Annotated in this window: 27 protein-coding genes; 16 read left to right on the top strand and 11 right to left on the bottom strand. The window is 63.1% G+C overall.

What is annotated here, in order from left to right; translation table 11 throughout:
• Nucleotides 1-132: 132 nt before the first annotated feature.
• Together F0P96_RS17705 and F0P96_RS17700 are read left to right on the top strand one after the other, a co-directional pair.
• Nucleotides 133-825 carry a hypothetical protein gene (locus tag F0P96_RS17705; protein ID WP_151080257.1) on the top strand — a complete coding sequence of 231 codons (693 nt, stop codon included), beginning with the start codon at nucleotides 133-135 and terminating at the stop codon, nucleotides 823-825.
• A gap of 48 nt (nucleotides 826-873) precedes the next feature.
• The gene (locus tag F0P96_RS17700) at nucleotides 874-1326 is read left to right on the top strand and encodes a WapI family immunity protein (RefSeq protein WP_151080256.1); all 453 of its coding nucleotides are present in this window, start codon (nucleotides 874-876) and stop codon (nucleotides 1324-1326) included.
• Nucleotides 1327-1490: 164 nt separating this feature from the next.
• Here F0P96_RS17700 and F0P96_RS17695 read toward each other — a convergent pair whose 3' ends face one another.
• The 3 genes from F0P96_RS17695 to hslV all read right to left on the bottom strand — a co-directional run bounded on the left by F0P96_RS17695 (nucleotide 1491) and on the right by hslV (nucleotide 3645).
• Nucleotides 1491-2462 (bottom strand): deoxyhypusine synthase family protein, encoded by a 972-nt coding sequence (locus F0P96_RS17695; protein WP_151080255.1) that lies wholly within the window; start codon nucleotides 2460-2462, stop codon nucleotides 1491-1493.
• 132 nt (nucleotides 2463-2594) lie between these two features.
• Nucleotides 2595-3089: an STM3941 family protein gene (locus F0P96_RS17690; protein ID WP_151080254.1), complete on the bottom strand. Its 495-nt coding sequence runs from the start codon at nucleotides 3087-3089 to the stop codon at nucleotides 2595-2597.
• A gap of 16 nt (nucleotides 3090-3105) precedes the next feature.
• Complete coding sequence (hslV, locus tag F0P96_RS17685; protein WP_151080253.1) at nucleotides 3106-3645, bottom strand: ATP-dependent protease subunit HslV; 540 nt, start codon at nucleotides 3643-3645, stop codon at nucleotides 3106-3108.
• 177 nt (nucleotides 3646-3822) lie between these two features.
• Here hslV and F0P96_RS17680 point away from each other — a divergent pair, with 177 nt between their 5' ends.
• The gene (locus tag F0P96_RS17680) at nucleotides 3823-4431 is read left to right on the top strand and encodes a hypothetical protein (RefSeq protein ID WP_151080252.1); all 609 of its coding nucleotides are present in this window, start codon (nucleotides 3823-3825) and stop codon (nucleotides 4429-4431) included.
• Between the two features lie 78 nt (nucleotides 4432-4509).
• Here F0P96_RS17680 and F0P96_RS17675 read toward each other — a convergent pair whose 3' ends face one another.
• Together F0P96_RS17675 and F0P96_RS17670 are read right to left on the bottom strand one after the other, a co-directional pair.
• On the bottom strand, nucleotides 4510-6267 hold the full coding sequence (locus tag F0P96_RS17675; protein WP_151080251.1) for a pyruvate dehydrogenase complex dihydrolipoamide acetyltransferase: 1758 nt from the start codon (nucleotides 6265-6267) through the stop codon (nucleotides 4510-4512).
• A gap of 129 nt (nucleotides 6268-6396) precedes the next feature.
• Nucleotides 6397-7011: a histidine phosphatase family protein gene (locus F0P96_RS17670; RefSeq protein WP_151080250.1), complete on the bottom strand. Its 615-nt coding sequence runs from the start codon at nucleotides 7009-7011 to the stop codon at nucleotides 6397-6399.
• Between the two features lie 83 nt (nucleotides 7012-7094).
• Between F0P96_RS17670 and F0P96_RS17665 the strand changes: the two genes are divergently transcribed.
• The 5 genes from F0P96_RS17665 to F0P96_RS17645 all read left to right on the top strand — a co-directional run bounded on the left by F0P96_RS17665 (nucleotide 7095) and on the right by F0P96_RS17645 (nucleotide 12400).
• Nucleotides 7095-7544 (top strand): hotdog fold thioesterase, encoded by a 450-nt coding sequence (locus F0P96_RS17665; RefSeq protein ID WP_151080249.1) that lies wholly within the window; start codon nucleotides 7095-7097, stop codon nucleotides 7542-7544.
• Nucleotides 7541-8731, top strand: a complete 1191-nt coding sequence (locus F0P96_RS17660) for a chorismate-binding protein (protein ID WP_235917519.1) — start codon at nucleotides 7541-7543, stop codon at nucleotides 8729-8731. The genes F0P96_RS17665 and F0P96_RS17660 overlap by 4 nt, the downstream gene beginning before the upstream one ends.
• 105 nt (nucleotides 8732-8836) lie before the next feature.
• A complete protein-coding gene (gene menD, locus F0P96_RS17655; protein ID WP_151080248.1) occupies nucleotides 8837-10669 on the top strand; it encodes a 2-succinyl-5-enolpyruvyl-6-hydroxy-3-cyclohexene-1-carboxylic-acid synthase in 1833 nt (610 codons plus the stop codon).
• A 65-nt stretch (nucleotides 10670-10734) separates the two neighbouring features.
• The gene (gene menB / locus F0P96_RS17650) at nucleotides 10735-11559 is read left to right on the top strand and encodes a 1,4-dihydroxy-2-naphthoyl-CoA synthase (RefSeq protein ID WP_151080247.1); all 825 of its coding nucleotides are present in this window, start codon (nucleotides 10735-10737) and stop codon (nucleotides 11557-11559) included.
• A gap of 286 nt (nucleotides 11560-11845) precedes the next feature.
• A complete protein-coding gene (locus tag F0P96_RS17645) occupies nucleotides 11846-12400 on the top strand; it encodes a cupin domain-containing protein (protein WP_151080246.1) in 555 nt (184 codons plus the stop codon).
• A 131-nt stretch (nucleotides 12401-12531) separates the two neighbouring features.
• Here F0P96_RS17645 and F0P96_RS17640 read toward each other — a convergent pair whose 3' ends face one another.
• On the bottom strand, nucleotides 12532-13116 hold the full coding sequence (locus tag F0P96_RS17640) for a hypothetical protein (RefSeq protein ID WP_151080245.1): 585 nt from the start codon (nucleotides 13114-13116) through the stop codon (nucleotides 12532-12534).
• Between the two features lie 418 nt (nucleotides 13117-13534).
• On the opposite strand from F0P96_RS17640, the gene F0P96_RS17635 reads away from it, so the two are divergent.
• The 3 genes from F0P96_RS17635 to F0P96_RS17625 all read left to right on the top strand — a co-directional run bounded on the left by F0P96_RS17635 (nucleotide 13535) and on the right by F0P96_RS17625 (nucleotide 17841).
• Nucleotides 13535-14677: an AMP-binding protein gene (locus F0P96_RS17635; protein ID WP_151080244.1), complete on the top strand. Its 1143-nt coding sequence runs from the start codon at nucleotides 13535-13537 to the stop codon at nucleotides 14675-14677.
• A 482-nt stretch (nucleotides 14678-15159) separates the two neighbouring features.
• Nucleotides 15160-17337 carry a dipeptidyl-peptidase 3 family protein gene (locus F0P96_RS17630; protein WP_167291234.1) on the top strand — a complete coding sequence of 726 codons (2178 nt, stop codon included), beginning with the start codon at nucleotides 15160-15162 and terminating at the stop codon, nucleotides 17335-17337.
• 96 nt (nucleotides 17338-17433) lie between these two features.
• Complete coding sequence (locus F0P96_RS17625) at nucleotides 17434-17841, top strand: hypothetical protein (RefSeq protein WP_151080243.1); 408 nt, start codon at nucleotides 17434-17436, stop codon at nucleotides 17839-17841.
• A gap of 10 nt (nucleotides 17842-17851) precedes the next feature.
• Here F0P96_RS17625 and F0P96_RS17620 read toward each other — a convergent pair whose 3' ends face one another.
• Nucleotides 17852-18559 carry a hypothetical protein gene (locus tag F0P96_RS17620; protein WP_151080242.1) on the bottom strand — a complete coding sequence of 236 codons (708 nt, stop codon included), beginning with the start codon at nucleotides 18557-18559 and terminating at the stop codon, nucleotides 17852-17854.
• A gap of 279 nt (nucleotides 18560-18838) precedes the next feature.
• On the opposite strand from F0P96_RS17620, the gene F0P96_RS17615 reads away from it, so the two are divergent.
• The 4 genes from F0P96_RS17615 (at nucleotide 18839) to F0P96_RS17600 (ending at nucleotide 22150) form a co-directional block, all read left to right on the top strand.
• Entirely contained in the window at nucleotides 18839-19294 is a 456-nt protein-coding gene (locus tag F0P96_RS17615; protein WP_151080241.1) for an ABA4-like family protein, read from the top strand.
• Between the two features lie 57 nt (nucleotides 19295-19351).
• On the top strand, nucleotides 19352-20221 hold the full coding sequence (locus tag F0P96_RS17610; RefSeq protein ID WP_151080240.1) for a hypothetical protein: 870 nt from the start codon (nucleotides 19352-19354) through the stop codon (nucleotides 20219-20221).
• Nucleotides 20222-20293: 72 nt separating this feature from the next.
• On the top strand, nucleotides 20294-21364 hold the full coding sequence (locus F0P96_RS17605; RefSeq protein ID WP_151080239.1) for a sensor histidine kinase: 1071 nt from the start codon (nucleotides 20294-20296) through the stop codon (nucleotides 21362-21364).
• A 12-nt stretch (nucleotides 21365-21376) separates the two neighbouring features.
• The gene (locus F0P96_RS17600; protein WP_151080238.1) at nucleotides 21377-22150 is read left to right on the top strand and encodes a LytR/AlgR family response regulator transcription factor; all 774 of its coding nucleotides are present in this window, start codon (nucleotides 21377-21379) and stop codon (nucleotides 22148-22150) included.
• Here the strand turns inward: F0P96_RS17600 and F0P96_RS17595 are convergent.
• Entirely contained in the window at nucleotides 22147-22869 is a 723-nt protein-coding gene (locus F0P96_RS17595) for an HAD family hydrolase (protein WP_151080237.1), read from the bottom strand. The two genes, F0P96_RS17600 and F0P96_RS17595, sit on opposite strands and share 4 nt — an antisense overlap.
• Before the next feature lie 46 nt (nucleotides 22870-22915).
• Between F0P96_RS17595 and F0P96_RS17590 the strand changes: the two genes are divergently transcribed.
• Nucleotides 22916-23548, top strand: coding sequence for a CatA-like O-acetyltransferase (locus tag F0P96_RS17590; RefSeq protein ID WP_151080236.1), 633 nt, complete (start codon nucleotides 22916-22918; stop codon nucleotides 23546-23548).
• 4 nt (nucleotides 23549-23552) lie between these two features.
• Here F0P96_RS17590 and F0P96_RS17585 read toward each other — a convergent pair whose 3' ends face one another.
• From F0P96_RS17585 to F0P96_RS17575, 3 genes are all read right to left on the bottom strand, one after another.
• The gene (locus F0P96_RS17585; RefSeq protein ID WP_151080235.1) at nucleotides 23553-24173 is read right to left on the bottom strand and encodes a phosphatase PAP2 family protein; all 621 of its coding nucleotides are present in this window, start codon (nucleotides 24171-24173) and stop codon (nucleotides 23553-23555) included.
• A 158-nt stretch (nucleotides 24174-24331) separates the two neighbouring features.
• Entirely contained in the window at nucleotides 24332-25117 is a 786-nt protein-coding gene (locus tag F0P96_RS17580; RefSeq protein WP_151080234.1) for a LytR/AlgR family response regulator transcription factor, read from the bottom strand.
• Between the two features lie 119 nt (nucleotides 25118-25236).
• Nucleotides 25237-26322, bottom strand: coding sequence for a sensor histidine kinase (locus F0P96_RS17575; protein ID WP_151080233.1), 1086 nt, complete (start codon nucleotides 26320-26322; stop codon nucleotides 25237-25239).
• Nucleotides 26323-26354 lie beyond the last annotated feature (32 nt).

The raw sequence follows: 26354 nt of genomic DNA, 5'->3' as shown, positions 1-26354 counted from the left end.
TGGAACCTGGTTTACAGGCGAAAGATGCCGTTCGAAAGGTTTCGAACGGCATCTTTCGTTTTGGTTGCCAATGCCCTTGGCCTGTTGCAAAAGGCCGCTAAATTGCCAAGATTCCACCATTCCTTTTTCCCGATGTTTTTACCCTTTCTCAAGAACCCGTTCCTTTCCACGACCCTCAACCGCGAAGATTTTCGCGACCTGATGGAGGGCCACCTCAGCCGCTTGCAGGGCCGAAACCAGGACGGCCGCCTCACCGCCCAAATTGCGGCCCTGCAGCCCCACTACGATACCTACGCCACATTCCTGCGCAACCAGAGTGAAAACGTGGGCGAGCGACAGGGCAGCACCGATGCGGTAGAACGGTTGCTGGCCGCGTTCAAAGGCTTTGCCAAAGACGAGTTGCTGGTGGACGCCGAGTACCATTTTAAGCGCAAAAGCCCCGACGCCAAGGCTCTGGAAGAGTTTTTACCCCGCGGCCGCAAAGAGTACAGCCAGGCCACGTTGCTCACCCTTCCCACCCTGCTCGAGCGCACCGCCAGCCTCACCCAGAAATACAAAGCCGCCCTCGGCCAAGAACTAGCCGACCGCGCCGCTACGCTACTGGCCGAGTTCAAAGCCGCCCGCCAAACCCAGAGCGCCAGCAAAGGCGACGTGCAGGACGACAGCAAACAGGAAAAGAAGCTGCGCAAAGCGGCAGCCCGCCAGCTCAAGCTGAACCTGCTGGAGCAGTTGAAACAGCACATCGACGAGCCCGAAGCCGTGCAGGCGCTGTATGACCCGAAGTGGTTTGCGAAGCCGGGAAAAGGGGATGCGGAGAAGCAATAACAATCGTGCGCCGCACCGTTGACTCCTACCCTTTCTCAATTCCACCGCATGTCATCTGAAGGCTTTACCATTGAGGGCGAATCCAATAGTTTTTTGCGTGTAACCTTTGAAGAGGTGTACGGATTTCCTAGATCAACTTCTCCCTGGGGTGGTTACGAAGTGCGCGCCCGGTTGGAAATAGCCTCCCATAAGTTTTCTGTTGGAGCCGAGTTTTGGCTATCTACTGGTGAGGTATTTCAACTTTATCAGCAACTTCAGCAGTGCCAGCAGGCGCTGTCAGGCAGTGCTACTTACGCCTCCTACGAACACACTCTCTCATTTACGGCAGCATACAATGAATTCACTGGTCATGTAGTTGTCACGGGCAAGTTTGAGGAGCAGAAGGGTCGAGAAAACACCGTACAATTTGAGTTTTACACCGACCAGTCCTTCATTCAGGCAACCCTAACTCAGCTTAGAGAGGTCGTGGACAAATACGGCCACATGGAAGGCATTCATTGATATTTACTTCATAGCTCTTTACAAACAAAAAGCCCGCCGCTGAATCCAGCGGCGGGTTTTTTGTTTATGCTGTGCGAGCCGGCCAGTAGCGCGAACTTTGTAGTTCGCGTACCGGAACGACTATCGTTGCAACGGCGCGGGGTACGCGAACTACAAAGTTCGCGCTACTGCCCGAGCACCATGGCAAACACGAGCGGCGCCACGATGGTCGCGTCCGATTCGATGATGTACTTGGGCGTGTCCTGGCCCAGCTTGCCCCAGGTGATTTTCTCATTTGGCACGGCGCCGGAGTACGAGCCGTAGGAAGTCGTCGAGTCCGAAATCTGGCAGAAGTAGCCCCACAGCGGCACCGAGGTGCGCTGCAAGTCCTGGTGCAGCATGGGCACCACGCAGATGGGGAAGTCGCCGGCAATGCCGCCGCCAATCTGGAAGAAGCCCACTTTGCTCTCCTCCTTGGCGTTCTGGGTGTACCACTCGGCTAGGTAAATCATGTACTCGATGCCGGTGCGCACCGTGTGCACGTTCTTGATGTCGCCCGAAATGACGTGGCCGGCGAAGATGTTGCCGAGCGTGGAGTCTTCCCAGCCCGGGCAGATGATGGGCAGGTTTTTCTCGGCGGCGGCCAGCATCCAGGAGTCCTTGGGGTCAATCTGGTAGTACTGCTCCAGCTCACCCGACTTCAGGATCTGGTAGAAGAACTCGTGGGGGAAGTACTGCTCGCCGGCCTTGTCGGCCTTTTCCCAAAACTTGAGCACCGAGTGCTCGAGGCGGCGCATGGCCTCTTCCTCCGGAATGCAGGTGTCGGTTACGCGGTTCATGTGGCGCTCCAGCAGGGCTTGCTCGTCGGCAGCCGTCAGGTCGCGGTAGTTGGGCACGCGCTCGTAGAAGTCGTGGGCCACGAGGTTGAAGATGTCCTCTTCCAGGTTGGCACCGGTGCAGCTGATGATCTGCACTTTGTCCTGCCGGATCAATTCGGCCAGCTGAATGCCCATTTCGGCGGTGCTCATGGCGCCGGCCAGGGTAATCATCATCTTGCCGCCGTCGGCCAGGTGCTTGTTGTAGCCCTCGGCCGCGTCGATGAGGGCGGCGGCGTTGAAGTGGCGGTAGTGGTGCTTGAGGAAGTTGGTTACGTTCATTTCTGCGTGTGTTCTGTACTTGTGGTGTCAGTTTTCTATCAAAAAAAAGGCTTGAATCGTTCAACTAGACTGCCCAATATCGAAGATTCTGAATAGCGTGCTAACGGGGCTGAGTTGCTCACAACAACTGGCCTAGGACCGAAGCTGAGCGGCGGCGCTTTGCTTAAGAATGTACTCCAGCAGCTGCTCCGGGTTAAGGTCGACACCACTCAAGTTGATGGAGAGCGGCGTGAATCCCAGTGCCGCATTAGCACCCGCCAACTTGCGTTTCAGCGGCGACAACTGGCCGGTGTAAGCCTGTTCATCGCGCACCTCCAGACAAATAAAAGACTCTTGGTTTATCGACCGCACGTAGGCATCCGTGATGTCAGCCCAACGAATGAGGCCCACGCCCAGTGTGCGGTCCAGGATGCCTTCGTCGGTGATGCGCAGGCGCGGCCGGGTGTCGAGAAACTGCCAGATTCCTACCGCCGCGCAGGCCCCGAAGAACACAATGGTCGTCAGCCCAAGGCCCCAGTTGCCATCTGTCGCAATCATGAACACCCCCATAGCGACAAACGCTAACCCAACCAGAGTCAACAGCGCATGGCGCTTGCGCGAGTTGTAGTAAATGAGGTCTTCAGTCATGAGACGCGGGAGCGACTTAATTCGGTTCTTCGATAATGAGGTTGTGGTTGGTGTAGATGCAGATGTCGGCCGCGATGTGCAGGGCTTCTTCCACCATTTGGCGGGCCGTGAGGTGCGGCGCGTGCTTCTTGAGGGCCAGCGCGGCGGCCTGGGCATACATGGCGCCGGAGCCAATGGCGGCCACGTCGGAGTCGGGCTCCAGCACGTCGCCGGTGCCGGCAATGATGAGCAGCTCGTCGGCGTCGGCCACCACCATCATGGCTTCGAGCTTGCGCAAGTACTGGTCTTTGCGCCAGTCCTTGGCCAGTTCGATGGCCGAGCGTTTCAGGTTGGCGCCAAACTGCCCCAGCTTTTCCTCGAAGCGCTCCAGCAGGCTGAAGGCATCGGCCGTGGAGCCGGCAAAGCCCGTGACGACCTTGCCGCCGTGCAGCTGCCGGATTTTGCGCACGTTGCTTTTGGCCACGTGCTTGTCCATGGTGGCTTGGCCGTCGGCCCCCACGGCAATCTGGCCGTTGTGGCGCACGCCGAGGACGGTAGTGGAACGAATTCTTGTCATAGGAAACGGGGCGCCGCTAGGGCAGCCGGGCCGCAAAGCTAGCGGCTCGGGCGGAAAACTTGCTGCGGCGGAGCAAACTTCCGCGGCGGATGCAGGCCCTCACATGATCGGGTGATAAGCGCAACCTTTCGGGTGGGTGCCCGCATCTTTGCCCCGAACCCGACAACTCCTCTCCGTTTGAACCCGCGCCTCTCCTTCCTTCTGCTCCTGCTCGTTTCGGTTGTGGCCCTTAGCGGCTGCGCCAAGGACCAGCCCACGCCCTCGCACACGAAAGCCTGGCTGCGCCAAGCCGATGGCGACCTGCTCACGTTCCGCAACCCTGCTACCGGCGCCACCGAAACCATGCTGGCAAAAGTGGAAGACGTCACCGTTACCTCGGCCGGCAAGTTCGATTTCAAGAGCCACGATTACCAAACCATCACCCTCACCTACACCACCCAGCGCCCCTCCAGTGCTGGCCTGCGGGTGGTGTTCAACGGCGACGGCGAGGTAGCCATCAATCCGCTGTCGGAGTGGCCCGAGTCGGAGGTGACCATCATCACCCACAAAAAGTCCCACAAGGAACACGTCATCAGCTCCAACCGCTCCAGCGCCTTGCTCGACGACAATGTGTACCTGAACGGGCGCACCTACCCCACCGTCGTCAGCGGCCGCTTCAACTTTTTTTCCGGCCTGCCCAACGTGCCCAGTTCAGGCAACAGCCTGGAATTCTTTTGGTATTCCAAGGACGACGGCTTGGTGGCCTACACCCTAACCGACGGCCAAACCTGGTACCGCGTCTGGTAGAAGCTGCGGGCCCTCTACCAACCAAACGGCCCGGCCTGCAGTGCAGGCCGGGCCGTTTGGTTGGCCGGGTGGCTAGGCTCAGATGAGCATGCGCATAGGGTCTTCCAGCAGGCCTTTCAGCGTTTGCAGGAAAGCGGCGCCGGTGGCACCGTCCACTACGCGGTGGTCACACGAGAGGGTCACTTTCATCACGTTGCCGATGACGATTTGACCGTCGCGCACCACGGGCGTTTGCTTGATGCCGCCCACGGCCAGGATGCAGGCATCGGGCGGGTTGATGATGGCCGTGAATTCCTCGATACCGAACATGCCCAGGTTGGAGATGGTGAAGGTGCTGCCTTCCCACTCGCTCGGCTGTAGTTTCTTGCTCTTGGCTTTGCCGGCCAGGTCTTTCACCTCGGCAGCAATCTGCGAAAGGCCCTTCTGGTCGGTGTTGCGGATAACCGGCACCAGCAACCCTTCGTCGACGGCCACAGCCACGCCGATGTTGATGACCTTGTTCTGGCGAATCTTGTCGCCGAGCCACGACGAGTTGATGGCCGGGTGTTGCTTGAGAGCGGCCGCCGCCGCCTTGATGACGAGGTCGTTGAACGACAGCTTTATCGGCGAAAGTTCGTTCAGGCGCACGCGGGCTTCCATGGCCTTGTCCATGGAAATTTCCATGGTCAGGTAGAAGTGCGGAGCCGTGAACAGGCTTTCGGAGAGGCGACGGGCAATAACCTTGCGCATCTGCGAAACCGGCGTATCGGTGTAGGTGCCTTCGGCTGGGCTGCTGGCCGCTGGTTGTTGGCTGCTGGCAGCGGGGGCTGGTGCAGGAGCGGCTGGCTGCGAAGCCGGAGCAGCAGCTTGCGGTGCTGGTTGCGCCTGCGGCGCGGCGCCAGGCTGGGCGTTTTCCAGGTCGCGCGACACGATGCGGCCATTTTCGCCCGAACCCTTTACAGCGCCGAGGTCGATACCTTTATCCTGCGCAATGCGTTTGGCCAGCGGCGAGGCGAAGATGCGGCCACCAGCCGAGGCCGTGGCGGCACCAGCGGCCGGCGCGGCGGCAGCAGCATTGGCCGGGGCGGCCTGCGGTGCGTTTGTTGCCGGGGCAGCTTCGGCGGCCGGGGCGGCAGCGGGAGCCGGCGCGGCACCGCCCGACTGGCCGCCGAGCAGCGCGTTGATGTCGGCGCCTTCTTCGCCGATGATAGCCAGTACGCCGTCAACGGCTACGGCTTCGCCTTCTTTCGGACCGATGTAGAGCAGCGTGCCGTCTTCGTAGTTATCCAGCTCCATGGTGGCCTTATCGGTTTCCACTTCGGCCAGCACGTCGCCCGACTTCACTTTGTCGCCTACTTTCTTGAGCCACGAGGCAATGGTGCCTTCCGTCATCGTGTCGCTCATCTTGGGCATCCGAATGACGGTGGCTTTTTTGCCGTTGCCGGCAGGCGCGGCGGCCGGCGCAGCCGCTGGAGCCGGTGCGGCAGGAGCTGGAGCAGCAGCCGGAGCCGGCGCGGGGGCGGCCGCTTGCGGTGCTTCAGCCGGGGCGGAAGCCGCAGCAGGCGCCGGGGCAGCACCGCCGCCCTGCACCTGGCTCAGCAGAGCCGAAATGTCTTCGCCTTCTTTGCCCACAATGGCCAGTACACCGTCGACGGGCACCGATTCACCGTTTTTCGGACCGATGTAGAGCAGCGTGCCTTCCTCATAGTTATCCAGCTCCATCGTGGCTTTGTCGGTTTCCACCTCAGCCAGCACGTCACCGGATTTTACTTTGTCGCCCACTTGCTTGAGCCACTGCGCGATGACGCCTTCGGTCATCGTGTCGCTCATCTTGGGCATTTTTATGATTTCGGCCATTGCAAGTCGTCAGTTGTGTTCAGGGGGTCAAAAATAGACCGGAATTCTTGGGGGTACAAACCCGATTTACGCAAACGATGCCACGGCAAATACCCGGCCCCAATCCGCTGCCTGCGGGCCTAACGCACGTTAGCCCAAATGCTGGGTATCGAGAAACGACCGGATGCTGAACATGGAACCCGTGTAGTGCACGCGGTACAGGCACAGGTTGCGGTGCTCAAACAGGTCCATGGCGCTGAGCGGGTAATTGAGCAGCTGGCACAGCAGCACGCGCATGGCCCGGCCGTGCATGCACACCAGAATTGTGTCTTCATCGGGGCGCCCGCGCAGCACTTCGTCGATAAACGGACGCTGCCGGGCGGCCACTTGCTCGGGACTTTCGCCGCCGCGCAGCGCCAAGTGGGTTTCGCCGCGCTGCCAGGCCCGCAGCAGGCCGTGGTACTCAATGTCTTCTTCGGGTGTGATGCGCGTGCCTTCGCGGTGGCCCCAGCTAATCTCGTCGAGGGCGCGGTGCTGCTCCTGGGGCAGGCCGGCATCGAGGAAGGGTTGCACCGACTGGTGGGTACGCATGAGCGTGGAGGTGTACACGCGTGCAAACGGCATATGGCCGTAGGATGCGTGAAACTGCGTGGCCTGCTGGTGGCCGGTTTCGTTGAGCGGCGCATCGACGCCGCTGCCTTGCACGATGCCGCGCACGTTGAAGTACGTCTGGCCGTGGCGAATGAGGTAGATTTTCTTGACCACGCTGGTTTCCGACGTAGTTTTGCGCTTCAGGCCCCGAAAGTAGGCTTTACGGGCCGATTCCGTTAATCGTTTCTTTTGCTGCCATGTCGCTGCCCGCTTCCCTGCCCACCCCCGCCGACCTCAACGCGTGGTCGAAAAACACGATGGGCGCGCATTTGGGGATAGAAATCCTGGAAGTTGGGGAGCGTCACCTGGTGGGCCGCATGCCCGTCGACCACCGCACGCACCAGCCCATGGGCCTGCTGCACGGCGGCGCCTCGGTGGCCCTGGCCGAAACCCTGGGCAGCATTGCCGCCACCTTGCAGGTCGACCGCACGAAACAAGCCTGCGTGGGCCTCGAAATCAACGCCAACCACCTCAAAGGGGTGCGCTCGGGCTTCGTGGTGGGCCGCGCCGAAGCTTTGCACATCGGCCGCAGCACGCAGGTGTGGGAAATCAAGATTCGCGACGAGCAAACCGACGCGCTGGTGTGCGTGAGCCGCATCACAATGGCCGTTATCGACCTGCCCGCCGCCAAACCCGCGCAGGCGTGAGTACCACGTTTTCGGCCCCCGAACGACCGGCTGCCTTGCGCCGGCTGATGGCACTGGCCCTGCGGCACGGCGGCTCGGTGGCGCTCTGGCGCCTGCCCAACGCCGAGGCGCCCACGCTGCTGCTGAGCCTGCAGCCGCTGCTGCTTTCGGGCCTGCCGCCCGCCATTGAGGCCACGGCACCGGCTGGTTTCGCCTTCTACCCGTTTCAGGACGGCGACACGGCCGAGGCCATGCTGCTGCCCGCCGACGTGGTATTCGACGGCCAGCAACTGACCCTGAGCCCGACTCTTTCGCCTGAAGCCGTAGCCGCCGCGCACCGCGTGCTGGCCGAACCCGATGCCCCGACCGATCTGGCGTGGCACGTGAGCCCGCAGCCCGTGCCAATCACCGCCGACCGCGCCGCCTACGAGGCCCTGGTGGCCACGGGCGTGGCCGCCATTCAGGCCGGGCAGGTGCAGAAAGTAGTATCGAGCCGGGCGGCGCGGCGGCCGTTGCCTGCGGGGTTCGATACTTTGCAGGCCTTTGAGGAGCTGTGCCGGCAGCACCCGCGGGCGTTTGTCTCGCTGGTGAGTGCACCGCTGGCCGGTACCTGGCTGGGCGCCACGCCCGAGGTGCTGGTGGAGGTCGACGGCGCGGAGTTTCGCACAATGGCGCTGGCCGGCACGCAGCCGCTCACGGCCGACGTAACGGCACACACGGCCATCTGGCGGCAGAAAGACATTGAAGAGCAGGCCCTGGTGTCGCGCTATATTGTCAACTGCTTCAAGCACTTCCGCCTGCGCGACTACGACGAGACCGGTCCGCGCACCGTGGCCGCCGGCAACCTGCTGCATCTGCGCACCGATTTCCGCATCGACCTGCGCCGCGTGGCCTCGCCCACCTTTGGCACCGATATGCTGCGGCTGTTGCACCCCACTTCGGCCGTGGGCGGCATGCCGCGCCAAGCCGCACTGGATTTTCTGCAGCGCCACGAAGGCTACGACCGCACGTACTACAGCGGCTTCCTGGGCCCAATAAACCTGCCGGCCGGCGCCTCGCGCCTGTTCGTGAACCTGCGCTGCATGCAGTTGCGCCCCACCGAAGCCGTTCTGTACGCCGGCACCGGCCTCACCGCCGAATCGGACCCGGCGCGCGAGTGGGAAGAAACCGAGCTGAAGCTGCGTACCGTGGGCTCGGTGTTGGATTAGGGAGCGAGCCGGTCATTACAAGCGAAGCAAGCTGGCCAATCAGCTCGGCCAAACCCACAAGGCGGCGGGCTTGTTACCTTTGCCGCGCCCCAATTCTGCCTGCCTTTGTCTCCCCTGCAGCCCGTTCACAACATCGCCGAAATCTGCGCCCGGCACGGCATCACCGACGTGGTGTTGTCGCCCGGCTCGCGCTGCGCCCCGCTCACCATTGCCTTTGCGCGCCACCCCGAGGTGCGCACCCGCGTCGTGCCCGACGAGCGCGCCGCGGCCTTCATTGCCCTGGGCCTAGCGCAGGCCCAGCGGCGGGCCGTGGCGCTGGTGTGCACCTCGGGCACGGCCGGCCTGAACTACGCCCCGGCTGTGGCCGAAGCCTATTTTCAGCAGGTGCCGCTGGTACTCTTCACCGCCGACCGTCCGCCCGAGTGGATTGACCAGCTCGACGGGCAGACCATCCGGCAAACCGACCTCTACGGCGGCCACGCCAAGGGCGCCTTCGAGTTTCCCGCCGACCTCACCCACCCCGACGCCCGCTGGCACGCCGCGCGCATGGTGTCGGAAGCCATCAACCTCGCCCAGCAGTTTCCGGCCGGGCCGGTGCAGGTGAACGTGCCGTTGCGCGAACCGTTTTACCCGGCTGTAGGCGAGGAAATTCGCTACGACAAAGTCAACATCACGCAGGAAACCGGCGGCAGCCCGCAGCTGACGGCCAACGAGCTGGACGAATTGCGCCAGCAGCTTCGCCAGACGGCCCGCGCTTTGGTGGTGGCCGGCCAGCACCCCGCCGATGCGCCCCTGCTGCTGGCATTGCGGAAGCTGGCCGCCGCCTACCAGATTCCGGTTGTCGGCGACTTGATTGCCAACGTGCACCTGCCCGTAGGACCCGACTACGACCTCCGGCACGCCCCGCTGGGCCGCCAGGACGTGTTTATGGCCGTGCCCGAAGCCGGCTTGAAAGAGGCCCTGCGGCCCGAGTTGCTCATCACCTTCGGTCAGTCGCTCATCTCGAAGGCACTGAAAAACTACCTGCGCGAGTATGCGCCCACGCAGCACTGGCACGTGCAGCCGGCCGGGGCCGTGGCCGATACGTTTAAGTCGCTGACCCGCGTGATTCGGATGGAACCGGCGGCGTTTTTCGAAGCGCTGCTGAGCGAGACTCCCGCGGCAGCCAAAGGCCAGAAACAAGCCGCCAAGAATCAGCAAACCCGCCTCGTCTGGCAAGGCACCGGCTCGGCCCGCGACGAGGCCGCGGCACCCAAGGACGCTTTTGCCACGCCCTGGCAGCGCGCCAACGGCTGGGCCACCGAGTTTGTGGCCGAGTTCATGCAGCAGCCCGAGCAGCCGTTCAACGAGTTTTCGGCCATTTACCGCGCCCTGCAGCTCGTGCCCGACGGCGCCGCGCTGCACTTGGCCAACAGCATGGCCGTGCGCTACGCCAACATTCTGGGGGTGCCGGCCGGCCGGGCCATCGAGGTATTTGCCAACCGCGGCACCAGTGGCATCGACGGCTGTACCTCTACCGCCGTGGGCGCGGCCCTAGCCCAGCCCGGGCGGCCCGTGGTGCTGCTCACCGGCGACGTGGCGTTTTTCTACGACCGCAACGCCCTCTGGCACAACTACCCGGTGCCCAACCTGCGCATCATCCTCATCAATAACCACGCGGGCGGCATTTTCCGGCTCATCGACGGGCCGCGCCAGCAGCCCGAGCTGGAGGAGTTTTTTGAAACGCACCAGCCGCTGACGGCTGAAAACACGGCCCGGGATTTTAACCTGCGCTACCGCGCCGTGCGTACGTTTGAGGAGCTGGATAAGGCGCTGCCCGCTTTCTTTGCGCCCTCGTCTAAAGGCAGCGCGGCACTGCTGGAAATTACCACCGACTCGGCCGCCAACGCCGCTTTCTTTGAACACTACCGCACCGCCGTGCGCACGTCTTTTTCCTAATCTTTCATCGCCAGGCCGTCCTGCTTCGGCAAGCTCAGCAGGACGGCCTAGTTTCTTCCCACTTTATGTCCCAGCAAGTAACCTGGACGCCCATCAAGGAATTCAAGGAAATCCTGTTTTCCGAGCACGAGGGCATTGCCAAAATCTCCATCAACCGCCCGCAGGTGCACAACGCCTTCACCCCGCTTACGGTGCAGGAAATGATTGAGGCCATGGACATCTGCCGCAACCGCACCGACATCGGCGTGGTCATCCTCACCGGCGAAGGCGGCAAGGCCTTCTGCTCGGGCGGCGACCAGAGCGTACGCGGCCACGGCGGCTACGTGGGCCAGGACACCGTGCCCCGCTTGAACGTGCTCGACCTGCAAAAGCAGATTCGCTCCATTCCCAAGCCCGTTATTGCCATGGTGGCCGGCTGGGCCATCGGCGGCGGCCACGTGCTGCACGTGGTCTGCGACCTGACCATTGCGGCCGACAACGCCCGCTTCGGCCAGACTGGCCCCATGGTCGGCTCGTTCGACGGCGGCTTTGGCGCTTCGTACCTCGCCCGCATCGTGGGCCAGAAGAAGGCCCGCGAAATCTGGTACCTCTGCGACCAATACGACGCCCAGGAGGCCCTCGATATGGGCTTGGTGAACAAAGTGGTGCCGCTGGAAAAACTGGAGGAAACCACCTTGGCGTGGTGCCGCAAAATTCTGCAGAAAAGCCCGCTGGCGCTGCGCATGCTCAAGTCGTCGTTCAATGCTGAACTCGACGGGCAGGCTGGTATTCAGGAGCTGGCCGGCAACGCCACGCTGCTCTACTACCTGAGCGAAGAAGCCAAGGAGGGTAAAAACGCCTTCATGGAGAAGCGCCAGCCCGACTTCTCGAAGTACCCCAAGTTTCCGTAAGCAGTTGCCGAAACAGCCTACCAGAAGAAGCCCGCGCAACGCTGTTGTGCGGGCTTCTTTATTATGGCTTTGCACCACTCATTTGGCTCATCCTGGAGGGTTTCAGAGTTTTTATCTTGATACTAAAGCAGTCTACAAATCAATCATTCAGCTACTTATCACCTCTTCATGTGATTGTGCCGGGGGGCAGCATGTGCCACCTTTGCTGGGCGCTTGGGTGACACCCGTACCGGCCGCGGGGCCAACCGAAGCGCGCACCTGCCAACCCCAAACCTTTCCCAACGCTATGAAAATGACCTTCCCTCACATCATCGAGAACGGACTCGGTGAAAAACTGATTTTCCACGCGCTGGAGCACGAGCCCGACGGCGACCGGCTGGTGGGCGAGAATTTTGTGGTACCGGGCAGCGGACCGCCCATGCACACGCACTGGCTGCAGGACGAGTCGCTGACGGTGGTGTCGGGGAAGCTGGCCTACCAGGTGCAGGGGCAGCCGGTGCAGTACGCCGGCGAGGGCGAAACGGTGGTATTCGGGCGCGGTCAGGCCCACCGCTTCTGGAACGACGGCGACACCGTGCTGCACTGCACGGCCTGGATCAAGCCGGCCCACAACTTTGCGTTTTTCATCACGGAAGTATTTGCCTCGCAGCGCGCCGCTGGCCGCCACCAGCCCGAAGCCTTCACGGGCGCCTACCTGCTGACGCGCTACGCCAGCGAGTTTGAGATGCACGACATTCCGCCGTTTGTGAAGAAAGCCGTACTGCCGGCCACGGTGTTGGTGGGCCGGGCGCTGGGCAAGTACACCTGCTTTCAGGATGCTCCGCCCGCCGTGGTAGCGTAGCCGCGCTTCGTTGGCCTGACCATTTGGTGCGCTGCGCTACATGTAGGTCAGCCCAACCCCGCCGCAACAAAAAAGCCCCAGATTGGGGCTTTTTTGTTGCGGCGGGGTTGGGTTCAGGCGGTTGGGGGCTGCTACCGGTTGGCAGCCGTCCCCAGAGTGGCGCCGTTGCTGTCTTGCTGGCGGATGCTGCTCAGGGGAAGCGAAATGAGCGTGATAACCGCGTTGTTGTTGGTCGAGCTTTCGTCGTAGCGGAGCAGGGCTTTGGTACCGCGCCAGGTGTAGCGCTGCTGGCCGCTGTTTTTCTGCTCGCCGGGGCCGTATAGGGCTTGCAGGCGGGCCAATACGGCGTGGCTGTTGGCAGCTCCCTTGGCGGAAAAAGAAAGGCTCAGGAGCTTGCCGCGGTAAAACGAATAGGTAGTGGGACTGATGGCCGCCGTGCCCAGCATGAGGCTGTCGGTGTCGCGGTGGCAGAGGGAAAGGCCGTTGTCGCGGCGGTCAAAGGCGAGACCTTCCACGGTTAGGCTATCGGCTTCGAGGGCCACGCCCCGAAAACCGTAGTGCAAGTCGAGTTTCTGGGTAGAGGGCGGGATGATAACGGGTGCTGGCGGGGCGGCAACTACGGCCTTGACCGGTGTCGGCTTTTTTGCACTTGGCGAATGTTGGGCGGCAGCAGGCAGTGCTACCAAAATCGAGAACAGTAGGCAGTACAGACGCATAAGAAACTTGGTAAGAGTAAGTAGGAAAACGTTTTGAAGCTAGGACGAAAAAAAGCCCAACGCAACGCCTTAGCTAATATTTAACATGAAAACCGGATGATTACCCCATAATTCATTCCAAAGCAAAACACAATCACAGCAGTATCCTGTTTCCTCTATCTACTGGGGTTTCACTAAAACCACGACTATGATTAGGATCAATATTTTATTGACTTTTACCATTATACCATCTTATCATGAAAGCACCGAAATGGTATCAGGCTTGCCAAACTTTGGCCGGCCTTTGCAGGGGTTTCGGTCCGTTGGTCTAGCCCATCTGGTATCGGTAGGGAGTGGTACTTTTCGCCTCGCGCAGCACTTGCAGGCGGGTGTTGCGTATGGATGCCTGTTTGCCGCACACCGCTACGCCTTTTCACTTATGCCCGCTACTCCCCTGCCCGATTCGCTCCTGCTCAACGGCCGCCGCTACGCCTACCGTGACATTCAGCAATACCCCGGCCACGCCGGCGGCGACATCAACGGCTACGAGGCGCGCGTGCTCGATTTCTGCCGCCAGTGGCTGAACGGCGTGCAGGAGTTTGTGCTGACTACCTCCGGCTCGACCGGCCCGGCCCAGCCCATCACGCTCAAGCGCAGCCAGCTGCTGGCCAGCGCCCGCCGCACCGTCGATTACTTCGGCCTGGGGCCCGGGCACCGCATGCTGGTGTGCCTGAACTGCGAATTCATTGGCGGGCTGATGATGCTGGTGCGGGCCCTGGAGCACGGCATGCACCTCACCATTGTGGAGCCCGTGGCCGACCCGTTTGCGCTGCTGCCGCTCGAGGCCGACTTCGACTTCGGTTCCTTGGTGCCACTACAGCTGCGGGCGGTGCTGGCGCAGGGCCATGCCCCGCGCCTGGAACGCATGCGCGCCATTCTCATCGGTGGGGCGCCGCTCGACCACGGCTTGAGCCAGCAGGTGCAGGCCCTGCAGGTGCCGCTCTACCACACCTACGGCATGACGGAGACCTGCTCCCACGTGGCCCTGCGCCGCCTCAACGGCCCCGAGGCCTCCGAGTTTTACCGGGTGCTGCCCGGCCTGCACGTAGAGCAGGACGCGCGCGGTTGCCTCGCCATTCGGGGCGACGTGACCTTGCAGGAGCTGGTGCAAACCAACGACCTCGTGCGCTTCCTCGAACACGACCACAGCCAGTTTGCGTGGCTGGGCCGCGCCGATTTCGTCATCAACTCGGGCGGGGTGAAAGTGCCGGCCGAAAAGGTGGAGCTGGTGCTGGAAGTGGCCTTGGTGGAAGTGGGCCTCTCGGGGCGCCGCGCCTTCGTGGCCGGCCTGCCCGACGAGCGACTGGGCCAGCAGGTAACGGCCATTGTGGAAGGCGACGCGCTGCCGCCGGCCGAAGAAACCCAGCTGCTGGAGCTGTTGCGCCAACGCCTGGGCCGCTACGAGGTGCCGCGGGCGGTGCACTACGCGCCGCAGTTTGCGCAAACGGCCAGCGGCAAGCTCAACCGCCGCGCCACCTTGCAGGCCCTGGGGCTGGCTGCCAATGAGGGGAAACTGGCCTAGAAGCGTCTAGACCGGCTTTCTGACGGTTTCGGGTAGCGTTGCAACGGTCCGGAGTCGGCTTGCAACGCTTCCGAGCTGCCTTGAAACGTACCGGAGGGGTTTTGAAACGCTTCTGAGCCGGCTTGAAACGTTCCCGAGCTGCTTTAAAACGTGTCAGAGCCGGTTTGCGACGCCATCGAGGTGTTTTGAAACGGTCCCGAGCCGGTTTGCGACGCTCCCGAGCAGGCTTGCGACATACCCGAGCTGTTTGCAACGCTCCCGACTTGCATTGCAAAGCAGCGGAGTTGGATTCCACCGATGCGGCGTATCGTTGCGACGCTCCCGCGCCAGACCACCACGCAGCCGAACAGCACCCCGATTGGTACCGAAAACAGCTCCGCAGGATTTATGTGCGTTGTCGGCAAGGCCGGGCCGTGTGCACCGGCGCAGCTTTGTACCTTCGCGTCTTCCCCACTGTCTTCTCTACGTTCACTTTTCCGTTGATGACCCCTACTTCGTTACGCCCGGCTGCCGCCGCTCTGCTGCTGGCCGCGGGCCTCAGTGGCTGCGCCGGCTCGGCCGCCACTACCACCGCTACCGATACTGCCACTGGCGCCCTCACCAAAGAAACCGTGCAGGCCAAGCCGCCGGTGGCCGCCGAAATGATGGCCGCCCCGGCCGAAACCGCGACGCCCGAAGCGTTCCAAGTGGTGAGCGAGCAGTTTGCCGACCTGCGCGTGTTGCGCTACCAGGTGCCCGGCTTTGAAACCCTCGCGCCCAAGCAGAAAGAGCTGCTGTACTACCTCTACGAGGCGGCACTGAGCGGCCGCGACATCAGCTACGACCAGAACTACCGCCACAACCTGCGCGTGCGCCGCACCATTGAGGCCCTGTGGAACGCCAACCAGGAGCGCCGCACCGGCACCTCCAACACTCAGCAGGTAGAACAGGCCCAGAAATTCAACGTGTACGCCAAGCGCTTCTGGTTTTCCAACGGCGTGCACCACCACTACAGCACCCGCAAGTTTGTGCCCGAATGCTCGCGCGAGTATTTCGCCACGCTGGTGCGCTCGGTCGATAGCAAAACCCTGCCCCTGCTGCCGGGCGAGTCGGTCGACCAGTTTCTGGCCACCATCACGCCCGTCATCTTCGACCCCACCCTGGACGCCAAGCGCGTGAACCAGGAGGCCGGGCAGGATTTGGTGAAGACTTCGGCCAACAACTTCTACCAGAACCTCACCCAGAAGGAAGTCGAGGATTACTACGCCAAGAAAATCGACAAGAAGGACCCCAAGCCGGTGTCGTATGGCCTGAACTCGCGCCTGGTGAAGGACAAGTCGGGCAAAATTGTGGAGCAGCCCTGGAAAGTGGGCGGCCTCTACGGCCAGAGCATCACCCAGATTGTGTACTGGCTGGGCAAGGCTGTGGACGTGGCCGAAAACCCCGAGCAAAAGCTGGCCCTGCAGAAGCTGGTGCAGTTTTACAGCACCGGCGACCTGAAAACCTGGGACGACTACAACATTGCCTGGGTGCACGACACCAAGTCGCGCACCGACGTGGTGAACGGCTTCATTGAAGTGTACGGCGACCCGCTGGGCTACCGCGCCAGCTATGAGTCGGTGGTGTCGTTCAAAGACCTGGAAGCCTCCAAGCGCATCAAGGCCATTGGCGACCAGGCGCAGTGGTTTGAGAACAACTCGCCCATTCTGGCCCAACACAAGAAGAAAAACGTGGTGGGCATCACGGCCAAGGTGATTACCACCGTGGTGGAGTCGGGCGACGCGGCCCCGGCCACGCCCATCGGCATCAACCTGCCCAACGCCAACTGGATTCGCAAGGAGCACGGCTCGAAATCGGTGAACCTGGGCAACATCGTGGAAGCCTACGACCAAGCCTCGGCCGGCGGCTCGCTCGACGAGTTTGCCTTCGACGACGCCGAAAAGCAGCGTGCCCGCCAGTACAGCTCGCTCGCGGGCAAGCTCCATACCGACATGCACGAGGTTATCGGGCACGCCTCGGGGCAGATCAACCCGGGCGTGGGCACGCCCAAAGAAACCCTGAAAAGCTACGCCTCGGCCATTGAGGAAGGCCGCGCCGACCTGGTGGCCCTGTACTACGTGATGGACCCCAAGCTGGTGGAAATTGGCGTAATGCCGAGCCTGGAAGTGGGCAAGACCGAGTACGACAGCTACATCCGCAACGGCCTGATGGTGCAGCTCACGCGCCTGCCGCTGGGCGAAACCGTGGAAGAAGCCCACATGCGCAACCGCCAGATGGTGGCCAAATGGGCCTACGAAAAAGGCCAGAAAGACAAGGTGATTGAGAAGGTGACGCGGGACGGCAAAACCTACTTCCGCATCAACGACTACCAGAAGCTGCGCGGCCTGTTTGGCCAGCTGCTGCGCGAAACCCAGCGCCTGACGAGCGAAGGCGACTACAACGCCGCCAAAAACCTCATCGAAACCTACGGCGTGAAGGTAGACCCGGTGCTGCACAAGGAGGTGCTGGCCCGCTACCAGAAGCTCAACATCGCGCCCTACCAGGGCTTCATCCAGCCCAAACTGGTGCCCGTGGAGCAGGAAGGCAAGATTGTGGACGTGAAGCTGGAATACCCCTCCGACTTCGCCCAGCAGATGCTGGAGTACGGCCGCAAGTACTCGTTCCTGCCGAACGTGAACTAAGTGCTTCGGACCTGCCGCAAGCAGTAAAACGCCGGTTGCCAGCGCGCAACCGGCGTTTTTGCGTTTATTCGCCTTTCCGCGCCAACTCCACCGTTCATGAAATACCCCTCTACCACCTTCTTATTGCTGTTGCTGCTGGTCGCCGTAGCCACGCCCAGCGCCCACGCCCAATCGGGTAACACCCGCAACCTGGCCACGCCCTCGCCCGAAGCCGTGCGCTATGAGTACTGCGAAGTGCGCGTGGTGGGCAAAGACGTGTACGCCGACTTCGGCTACGGCCCGGAGAAGCTGGGCGGCCCCGAGCTGTCGAAGCTGGAAGTGGGCAAGCTGCAGGTGTTTGCCACGCCCATCAGCGCCCTGAATTACATGGGTTCGTTGGGCTGGGAAGTCATTCAGGGCGTGCAAAGCAGCCCCTTCGACATCAGCAAACAGGGCCCCAGCGGCAACCGCTACTACGTGCTGCGCCGCGTGCGCTCTTCCACGGGCGTGAACGTAACCCGGTAGCCGGGCCCGATTAGGGCCGGGGCTGATGGTCGCGGCGGCGCAGGCCGCGCTGCGAAAACAGCCGCTCGTGGCCGCGCACCACTTTGATGAAGTCGCCCAGAAACAGCTTCACGCGGCCGTAGAACACCACCCCGCTGATGTCGTCTTCGAGCTTGTCGGCGGTGAGCAGGGCCTGGCGGTAGCCCACGCCGGCCCCCAGCCCCACCCACCGAAACACGCGCATGTGCCCGCCGATGGTCGGCTCGATAAGCCAGATATTGCGCTTGGGCGTGCGGTAGAAGGTGCCGTCGGGGTATTGGTAGCGAATGTAGTAGCGGCCCAGGCCGGCCTGCACGGGCAGGCTTACCTCCCAGCGCGGCGTGCCCACCACCACGTACTCGCCGTAGAGGGCGGCGTAGCGGAAACGCACTTTGTCTTCGGTACCGGGCGGAATAAACTCTGGCACGGGCGCGTTGGTGGGCACGCCGGTGCTCAGGAAATACAGCCCAAGGCCGGTGCGCAGCCGTCCGCGCCACTCCACGCCCAGCTTCAGCCCATTGATGCCCACCGTTTGGCCCTGCAGCAACGAATACCGCTGGTCAAACTGAAATACGACGCGCCGGTGCGCCTGCCGCACCCGGCTGCTGTCGGGCGGTGCCGTAGTGGGTTCGGCTACAGCCAGCCCGGCCGCGCCCAGCAGCGCCAGCACCAACAGCAAACAACGAACGAAAGGCAGCATAACGAATAGCAGTCGGTACGGGAGTACCCTGGAGCATTTGCGCGCCAACGAGCGGGGGCCGGCCTCGGCAGGGGTTGTTCCCGAATGCGCTACAACAGCTACCACGCCCCAAAGGTACAGCCGCCGCCCGATTTGGGGTTGCGTCGGTAGCTCGGCCGCTGCGGTTCACCCAAGGACTTGGCTGGTTCCCCGGCGCCATTTGTCGCTTCACCACACATGCCCCTGGGCCTGAAGCCAACCGCGCGTAGTTTTGAGCATCACTCTTCGCTCAGCTTCGGTATGGCCGCTTCCCTCACCCCCGAGTTCCTGTTTTCGCTGGCCAACACGGCCGTGCTGCCCGCGTGGCTGCTGCTGGCTGTGGTGCCGCGCTGGGTGGTCACGCGCAAGGTGGTGCGCAGCGGCGCACTGCCCCTGCTGCTGGCCGCCGGGTACGCCGCCCTGCTGCTGGTGCACTACCTCGGCCCGCACGCTACCGAGGGCGGCTTCAACTCCCTCGGCGATGTGGCCGCTTTGTTTCGGGACCCGTGGGCGCTGACCGCCGGCTGGGTGCACTACCTGTGCTTCGATCTGCTGGTGGGCATCTGGGAAGTGCGCGACGCCGAGCGGCGCGGGCTGCCGCGCATTCTGCTGCTGCCGGCCCTGCTGCTCACGTTTCTGGTCGGGCCGTTTGGGCTGTTGCTCTACGCCGGTTTGCGGCAGTTGCGGCCGGCTCCTGCCGTGCCAGTAACAGCTTAGGGCTGTTTCGTGCTGCCTTGCTTTATTGGTTTTGTTTGCCTCTTCCTTCACCCTGCCATGAAAACGACGCTTCACCTTGCTTCGCCGGTCTCTACCTCGGCTGCTTCTTCGGTTTCGCGCGCTACGGTACGGCCCGAATGGCTGCGCATCCTGCACGCCTGCAACCCGCCGCTGGTGTGGGTGGGGTGGCTGCACGTGGCCCTGCTGGTGCTGGCCCTGCTGCTCTGGCCCTTCGACGAGCGCACCGTAACGGGCCTGAACGTGTGGATCAAGCCGGCCAAGTTCAGCGCCTCGGGCGTGCTCTACCTCTGGACGCTGGCGTGGCTGCTGGCCGATTTGCCGGCCGCCGCCCAACGGCAGGTACGCTGGCTGAGTTGGGGCGTAGCGGTGAGTATGGCCGTCGAAATCCTCTCGGTGGTGGTACAAGCGGCTCGTGGTACTACTTCCCATTTCAACGTCGGCTCGGCCCTCGACGGCATGATCTTTAGCCTGATGGGCGTGTTCATCATGATCAACACCCTAATGCTAATGTGGGCATTGGGACTCCTGCTGCGGTACCGGCCGTTTGGTTCGGCGGCGTGGGTGTGGGGCATGCGGCTGGGGCTGGGGCTGTTTCTGGTGGGCAGTGCGGTGGGCGGCAGCATGGTGTCGCACCTGGGCCACACCATTGGGGCCGCCGACGGTGGCCCCGGCCTGCCGTTGCTGGGCTGGAGCACCCGCCACGGCGACCTGCGCGCCGCCCACTTTCTGGGCCTGCACGCCCTGCAAGCCCTGCCGCTGGTAGGCTGGCTCCTGACGCGGTATGCACCGCAGCTGCGGCCAGCGGCTCAGACCCTGGGCGTGGTGGTGTTTGCCGGGCTCTACGCCGGTGCCATCGGCTGGCTGTACTGGCATGCGCTGAGCGGCTTGCCGCTGCTGCGGGCCTAACCCGGTTTCTTCGGCTAGATTCGTTGGTGCGCGGGGCGGCTTGCGGCCCCGCGCCCGTTTGCTTTTTGCGCTATGAACGACCGTCGTTTCCGTCTGCTGGGTATTCCGCTGCTGAGTTTGCTCATCGTGCTGCTCAGTGGGGCCGAGCAGTTGCATTCGTGGCCCGATTTTTTGGTCAGCTGGGGCATTTCCCTGCTCTTCACTACGGTGTTGTGGGTGGGTACGCTGGCCTTGTGGAGCACGCTACGCCAACGCTTCCCCGATGTCCGGCAAACGGCGCGGCGCCTGTGGTGGGTGGCGCTGGCCACGGTGCTCTACACCGCCGTGGGCACCACGGCCCTGACGGCGCTGCTGCAACTGGCTATGCCGCAGTATTTCTCGCTGCGCCCCTGGCGGCTGCTGAGCCAGATTGAGTTCAACCTGATTCCGGCCGTGTTTGTGCTGCTGGTGTACGAAAGCCGCTATTTCTTCGAGCAATGGACGCTGAACGTGCGCCGCGCCGAGCAGTTGGCCCGCGCCCACGAACGCGCCCAGCTCGAAGCCCTGCAGCAGCAGCTCGACCCGCATTTCCTCTTCAACACGCTCAACACGCTGTCGGCCCTCATCGAACCCGGCAACGAGCCCGCGCAACAGTTTGTGGAGCAGCTTGCCGACGTGTACCGCTACGTGCTGCTGAGCCGCGAGCGGCCCACCGTGCCGCTGCGCGAAGAGCTGGCCTTCGTGGAAGCCTACGTGGCGCTGCAAAAAGCCCGGCTGCGCGACAACCTGCAGGTGCACGTGGCGGTGCCAGCGGCGCTGCTCGACCAGCACATAGCGCCGCTGAGCGTGCAGCTGCTCATCGAAAACGCCCTCAAGCACAACGAAGCCTCACGTCAGCACCCGCTGCACGTGCAGGTAGGCGCTACCGCCGACGGTTGGCTACGGGTGCGCAACGCCCGCCGCGCCCGCGGCCTTAGCCTGAACCCCAGCACCGGCTTGGGCCTGCGCAACATTCGCGAGCGGTACGCGCTGCTCGCGCCCGCTCAGCCGGTGCAGGTACACGCATCCGACCACGAATTTGCCGTGCAGCTGCCGCTGCTGCCTGCCGCCACCCTGCCCGGTACGCGCACCGCTGTGGCCAATCCCTATTCGCTAACTACTTGATTCCGGAGCCCGATGAACGTGTTGCTGCTCGAAGATGAGTACCCTGCCGCCGAGCGCCTGCAGCGGCTGCTGGCCCAAGCCGCGCCCGACGCGCAGGTGGTGGCGCAGCTCGATACCGTGGCCGCGGCGGTGGCATGGCTGCAAACCAATCCCGCGCCCGACCTCATTCTGGCCGATATTCACCTCGCCGACGGGCTGAGCCTCGACGTGTTCGACCAGCTCATCATCGGCAGTCCGGTCATCTTCACCACCGCCTACGATGCCTATGCGCTACGGGCCTTCAAGGCCAACAGCGTGGACTACCTGCTCAAACCCGTGAAGCTGCCCGAGCTGCAAGCGGCACTGCAGAAGCTACGCCAATGGCGCAGCCCTACTCCCGCGCCCAACGAAGTAGCGCAGCGCCTGGAGCGGCTGCTCGACAGCCTGCCTGCCCGGCCCGGGCGCGCCGCCAAAACGCGCTTCCTGGTGCGCCACGGTGAACAGCTGCTGCCCGTGCTGACAACCGACGTGGCGTGGTTTCAAAGCCGCAACGAAACCGTGACGCTGGCCACGCACGCCGGGCAGCGCTACCTCGTCGATTACACCCTGGAACAGCTGGAGCACCTGCTCGATGCCCAGCAGTTTTTTCGCCTGAACCGGCAGTTCCTGGCCCAGCTGCCCGCCGTGCAGCGCCTGCACCCGTGGTTCAACGGCAAGCTCAAGCTCGACCTCACGCCCACGCCCAGTGAGGACGTCATCGTGAGCCGCGAGAAAGCGGCGGCCGTGAAGGCGTGGCTGGAAGGTTAAGGCCGTGCCTCACTTCCGGACAGCCCGGCCAAGTACTGCACCACGTGGCTCAAGTCATCTACCGTCACGAAATCAACACCCACGAGCTGCTCGGCGGGCACTTCCTCCATGACCCAGGTGGTGTGGTAGGGCACGTGCACGGCGCGGGCGCCCAGCCGCGCCACCGGCAGAATGTCGGATTTCAGGGAGTTACCGACCATCACAAAGTCCTCTGGGCGCACGCCGTAGCGGCGCAGGATGCGCTGGTAGGTGGCTTCGTTTTTCTCGCTCACGATTTCCAGGTGGTCGAAAAACGGACCGAGGCCGGAACGGGCCAGCTTGCTTTCCTGGTCGAACAGGTCGCCTTTAGTGAGCAGCATCAGGGGCACGCCGCTTTCCTTTAGGGTGGTCAGCACTTCGGCCGCGTGCGGCAGCGGCTCGATGGGAAAGTCGAGCAGCCGCTTGCCGTGGTCGAGCACCTGCTGGATTTCGGCGCCGGTTACGGCCCCGTTGGTCAGGCGAATAACCGTTTCGATCATGGAAAGCATGAACGACTTGGCGCCGTAGCCGAACAGGGGCAGGTTTTCGCGCTGCACCGCGTTGAAGTTCTGCGCCAGCGTGTCGGCGTCGGCATAGTGCGTGAGCAGGGCGTAGAGGCGGGCTTCGGCGGCGTCAAAATGCGGCTGGTTGGGCCACAGGGTATCGTCGGCGTCGAAGGCAATAAGGGCGGGTACGGGCATGGCGGGAATCGAATCGGCCGGGCAAAGTTACCGAACTTGCCGCCCCATGAAGCAACTGATTGACCTTTCAACTTGGAACCGCCGCGAGCATTTCGCCTTTTTTTCAGCCTTCGACGAGCCTTTTCACGGCGTGGTAGCCGAGGTCGACGGCGCCCGGGCCTACGCGCAGGCCAAGGCCGCGGGCGAGTCGTTTTTTCAGCGCTACCTGCACGCCGCCCTGCGGGCCATCAACCAGCTAGAGGCGCTGCGCTACCGCATCGAAAACGGCCAAGTGGTGTGCTACGACCAGATTCACGCCTCGGCCACCCTACTGCGCCCCGACCACACGTTCGCGTTTTCATTCGTGCCCTTCGCCGAGCAGGCGGCCGATTTTGCGCCGGGGCTGCAGCGCGAAATGGCAGCCGTGGAGCAGTCCAGCGGCTTGCGCCTGAGCCCTGATTCGGCCCGGCTCGACGTGATTCACTTCTCGGCCCTGCCCTGGGTGCAGTTCACCAGCCTCAGCCACGCCCGGCACTTCGCCCACCCCGACAGCGTACCGAAAATTTCCATCGGCCGCTACTGCCGCCAGGGCGAGGCGCTGCTCCTGCCGGTATCGGTGCACGTGCACCACGGCCTGGCCGACGGCTACCACGTGGGGCTGTTTCTGGAGGCGTTTCAGCAGGAGCTAGACAGGGAGTAGATACTCAGGCCGGCGCCAGGTATTCCCAGCCAGCAAGCAGGCCCGCGGCCCCTAGTCCCAGGAAGGCGCCGGCCAGCAGCTCGGGCGCGGTGTGGCGCCCCAGCACCAGCCGCGACGCGGCTACCAAGGAGGCTACTGCCAAGGCCACACCCGCCGCCAGCGGGCCGCTCAGCAGCGTCAGGCAGCCGGCTAGAAAAAACGACAGCGCCGCGTGCAACGACACTTTCAGCCGGAAGTTGAGCAGGTAGCACAGCGCCAGGAGCCCGGTAGCCGCCACCAGCCCCGGCCGCAGGAACTCGGTCCCGCTCAGCCCGCCGACCAGCAACGTGGCCCCGCCCAGCAGGCCCAGCAGCGGGGGATAAATAGAGTAGCGCTGCTCCCGCACCGACACGTCGAAGTTGGTGTAGTGGCCCCGGCGTACCTGCCAGTAGCTCCACGCGGCCACCGGCAAGACCACACCTCCGGCCACCAGGCCCACCACCCAGACCGCCGGGCCGTCTTCCAGTCGCCGAAATGCCGCAAAGCCAACAAACCCCACCGCCGTCAGCAGTGGGTGGCCCAGGCCCGAAACGGCAGCGGCCAAGCGCCGGGTCTGGGGGCTTGACGATGTAAACCAACGGCTCATGCAGCCACGGTAGAAGAAGGGGATATTTCCGAATCAAGATACTTGCTAATCTTGACTGCGCAACGGGGCTAGGGTTGATTTCTCTTCTCAGCTGAGGAGCCCCCGTGTTAGCGGCTAGCTTCTATTCCAGCACACGCCGGGTGGCGAGCAACCGGCCGCTACCGCTCCAGCCAGGCGCGGAAGGCCGACACCCGCTCGCGGCTCACGAGTACGTCGCCCTCGGGGCCCACGGGCTGGAGCACGGTTTTCAGGCGCGAGTTGGTGTAGTGAATGATGTCCTGAATGGCGTCGTGGTGGACGAGGTAGGCGCGGTTGAGGCGGAAAAACTGGCGCGGGTCGAGCAGTTTTTCGAGCTGTTCTAGGGTTTGGTCGAGCACGAAGCGGCGGTTTTCGCGCGTCTGCACGAAGGTGGCTTTTTCGAGGCTGAAGAAGTAGCTGATCTGCTCGACGGGAATCACCTTCAGGTGCTCCCCCACCTTCACTACAAACTGCTTTTTGTACTGGTTTTGCGGTTGCAGCTGCTGCAATACCTGCGTGAGCAACAAGGCATCGAAAGCCGGAGCGCCAGCCGGCGTGGCGCCGTTGCCGCGCAGGTCGCGCAGCTTTTGCAGGGCCGCTTGCAGCTCGCCTTCGTCGATGGGTTTGAGCAGGTAGTCGATGCTGTTGACCTTGAAAGCGCGTAGGGCGTACCGGTCGTAGGCGGTGGTAAAAATGACCGGGCAGCGCACCGTGGTGCGCTCAAACAGCTCGAAGCTCAGCCCGTCGGCTAGGTGGATATCCAGAAACAGTACATCGGGCGGCGTGGCGGCCGATTCCAGCAGCGCCACGGCCGCTTCCACCGAGTCGGCGGTGGCTAGCACTTGCACCGAGGGCTGCTGCCGGCGCAGCAGCTCGGTCAGGCGGCGGGCGGCCAGCGGCTCATCTTCGATTACAAAAGCATTCATAGGGTTAATGTGCTGCGCTTCGTGCCAATGTGGAACATGTGGGCAATGTGCTGATGTGGAGAATGTGCTAATGCAGGTCTTACTCATTAGCACATCAGCACATTCTCCACATCAGCACCTTAAACAACCAGTTCCAGCACCGGCAAGGTTACCACAAATTCCTGCTCGTCGCGGGCAATGAGCACTGGTTCTTGAGTGAGGTGGCGGTAGCGGGCCGTGAGGTTGTGGAGGCCAATACCGGTCGATTCGTCGGGGGCGAGGCGGCGGGCACGCAGGGTGTTGCGCACGCGCAGGTGCTGGCCGCTTTCGTCCAGCTCGATGCGCAGGTGCAGGGGCTGGCTGGCGCTGGCGGCGTTGTGCTTGAGGGCGTTTTCGAGCAGCAGCTGCAGGCTCAGGGGCGGCACCACGGCCTGCGGCGGCACGCTCTCGGGGGCGGGCAGCTCGGCCTGCAGGGCCTCGCCGTAGCGGATGCGCTGCAGAAACAGGTACGACTCGGCAAACTCCAGCTCTTCGGCGAGCGGCACTACGTCGCGGCCGCGGGCGTCGAGCACGTAGCGGTACACCTGCGAGAGTTGCCGGATGAAGCGCACCGCCAGCTGCGGTTCTTCTTCGACCAGCGACGTGAGGGCGTTCAGGGCGTTGAACATGAAGTGCGGGTCGAGCTGCTGGCGCAGGGTTTCGGCTTCGGCCTGGGCCATTTCCTTCTGCAGCCGCTCGTTGCGCACCACGGCCTCGCGCCAGCCCAGCAGGAAAGAGCGGCTGTGGAGCACCAGCGAAATGATGGATGTGAACAGCAGCGGAAACACGTAGCGCATCCACGCGCCGGGCGCCCACATTTCGGCCGGCGAATAGCCGCGGTAGAGCACCAGAAAACAGAAGTTGATAGCAATAATGACCAGCAGCGAACCGCCCAACGACACCACGATGGTCAGCAGCAACCGCTTGAGCGGCTCCCGCTTCCAGTTCACGTACCGGTCGAGCCAGTCGACGGCGTAGCCGTTGGTAATCCAGAGCCCGAAGGTGTAGGCCGTGGTCATCACAAAATTGATGAGCATGCGGTGGCCGTCGCGCCAGCATTCGGGGCAGGTGGTGGCGGCAATGCTGACGGAAATGACCAGCATGGTGAGCACCGTGCGCACCCACCGGCGCCACAGGCGCAAGGGCGGCATGGTGGGCTCGTGGCGATACTCGGCGGGAGCTGACATGGAAGAGCAGGCCGGCGCGGCCCAAGGCAAAG

Source organism: Hymenobacter busanensis (genome assembly GCF_008727865.1).
Classification (GTDB): Bacteria; Bacteroidota; Bacteroidia; order Cytophagales; family Hymenobacteraceae; genus Solirubrum; species Solirubrum busanense.
The sequence above is the reverse complement of the archived record's forward strand: the minus strand, read 5'-3'. Positions and strand labels throughout refer to the sequence as shown.

What these genes read in the sequence shown, in the direction of transcription:
- F0P96_RS17705 (WP_151080257.1), top strand. Translation starts at nt 133, where the DNA reads ATGTTTTTACCCTTTCTCAAGAACCCGTTCCTTTCCACGACCCTCAAC.
- F0P96_RS17700 (WP_151080256.1), top strand. Translation starts at nt 874, where the DNA reads ATGTCATCTGAAGGCTTTACCATTGAGGGCGAATCCAATAGTTTTTTG.
- F0P96_RS17695 (WP_151080255.1), bottom strand. Translation starts at nt 2,462, where the DNA reads ATGAACGTAACCAACTTCCTCAAGCACCACTACCGCCACTTCAACGCC.
- F0P96_RS17690 (WP_151080254.1), bottom strand. Translation starts at nt 3,089, where the DNA reads ATGACTGAAGACCTCATTTACTACAACTCGCGCAAGCGCCATGCGCTG.
- hslV (WP_151080253.1), bottom strand. Translation starts at nt 3,645, where the DNA reads ATGACAAGAATTCGTTCCACTACCGTCCTCGGCGTGCGCCACAACGGC.
- F0P96_RS17675 (WP_151080251.1), bottom strand. Translation starts at nt 6,267, where the DNA reads ATGGCCGAAATCATAAAAATGCCCAAGATGAGCGACACGATGACCGAA.
- F0P96_RS17665 (WP_151080249.1), top strand. Translation starts at nt 7,095, where the DNA reads ATGTCGCTGCCCGCTTCCCTGCCCACCCCCGCCGACCTCAACGCGTGG.
- menB (WP_151080247.1), top strand. Translation starts at nt 10,735, where the DNA reads ATGTCCCAGCAAGTAACCTGGACGCCCATCAAGGAATTCAAGGAAATC.
- F0P96_RS17645 (WP_151080246.1), top strand. Translation starts at nt 11,846, where the DNA reads ATGAAAATGACCTTCCCTCACATCATCGAGAACGGACTCGGTGAAAAA.
- F0P96_RS17640 (WP_151080245.1), bottom strand. Translation starts at nt 13,116, where the DNA reads ATGCGTCTGTACTGCCTACTGTTCTCGATTTTGGTAGCACTGCCTGCT.
- F0P96_RS17635 (WP_151080244.1), top strand. Translation starts at nt 13,535, where the DNA reads ATGCCCGCTACTCCCCTGCCCGATTCGCTCCTGCTCAACGGCCGCCGC.
- F0P96_RS17630 (WP_167291234.1), top strand. Translation starts at nt 15,160, where the DNA reads ATGACCCCTACTTCGTTACGCCCGGCTGCCGCCGCTCTGCTGCTGGCC.
- F0P96_RS17625 (WP_151080243.1), top strand. Translation starts at nt 17,434, where the DNA reads ATGAAATACCCCTCTACCACCTTCTTATTGCTGTTGCTGCTGGTCGCC.
- F0P96_RS17620 (WP_151080242.1), bottom strand. Translation starts at nt 18,559, where the DNA reads ATGCTGCCTTTCGTTCGTTGTTTGCTGTTGGTGCTGGCGCTGCTGGGC.
- F0P96_RS17615 (WP_151080241.1), top strand. Translation starts at nt 18,839, where the DNA reads ATGGCCGCTTCCCTCACCCCCGAGTTCCTGTTTTCGCTGGCCAACACG.
- F0P96_RS17610 (WP_151080240.1), top strand. Translation starts at nt 19,352, where the DNA reads ATGAAAACGACGCTTCACCTTGCTTCGCCGGTCTCTACCTCGGCTGCT.
- F0P96_RS17605 (WP_151080239.1), top strand. Translation starts at nt 20,294, where the DNA reads ATGAACGACCGTCGTTTCCGTCTGCTGGGTATTCCGCTGCTGAGTTTG.
- F0P96_RS17600 (WP_151080238.1), top strand. Translation starts at nt 21,377, where the DNA reads ATGAACGTGTTGCTGCTCGAAGATGAGTACCCTGCCGCCGAGCGCCTG.
- F0P96_RS17595 (WP_151080237.1), bottom strand. Translation starts at nt 22,869, where the DNA reads ATGCCCGTACCCGCCCTTATTGCCTTCGACGCCGACGATACCCTGTGG.
- F0P96_RS17590 (WP_151080236.1), top strand. Translation starts at nt 22,916, where the DNA reads ATGAAGCAACTGATTGACCTTTCAACTTGGAACCGCCGCGAGCATTTC.
- F0P96_RS17585 (WP_151080235.1), bottom strand. Translation starts at nt 24,173, where the DNA reads ATGAGCCGTTGGTTTACATCGTCAAGCCCCCAGACCCGGCGCTTGGCC.
- F0P96_RS17580 (WP_151080234.1), bottom strand. Translation starts at nt 25,117, where the DNA reads ATGAATGCTTTTGTAATCGAAGATGAGCCGCTGGCCGCCCGCCGCCTG.
- F0P96_RS17575 (WP_151080233.1), bottom strand. Translation starts at nt 26,322, where the DNA reads ATGTCAGCTCCCGCCGAGTATCGCCACGAGCCCACCATGCCGCCCTTG.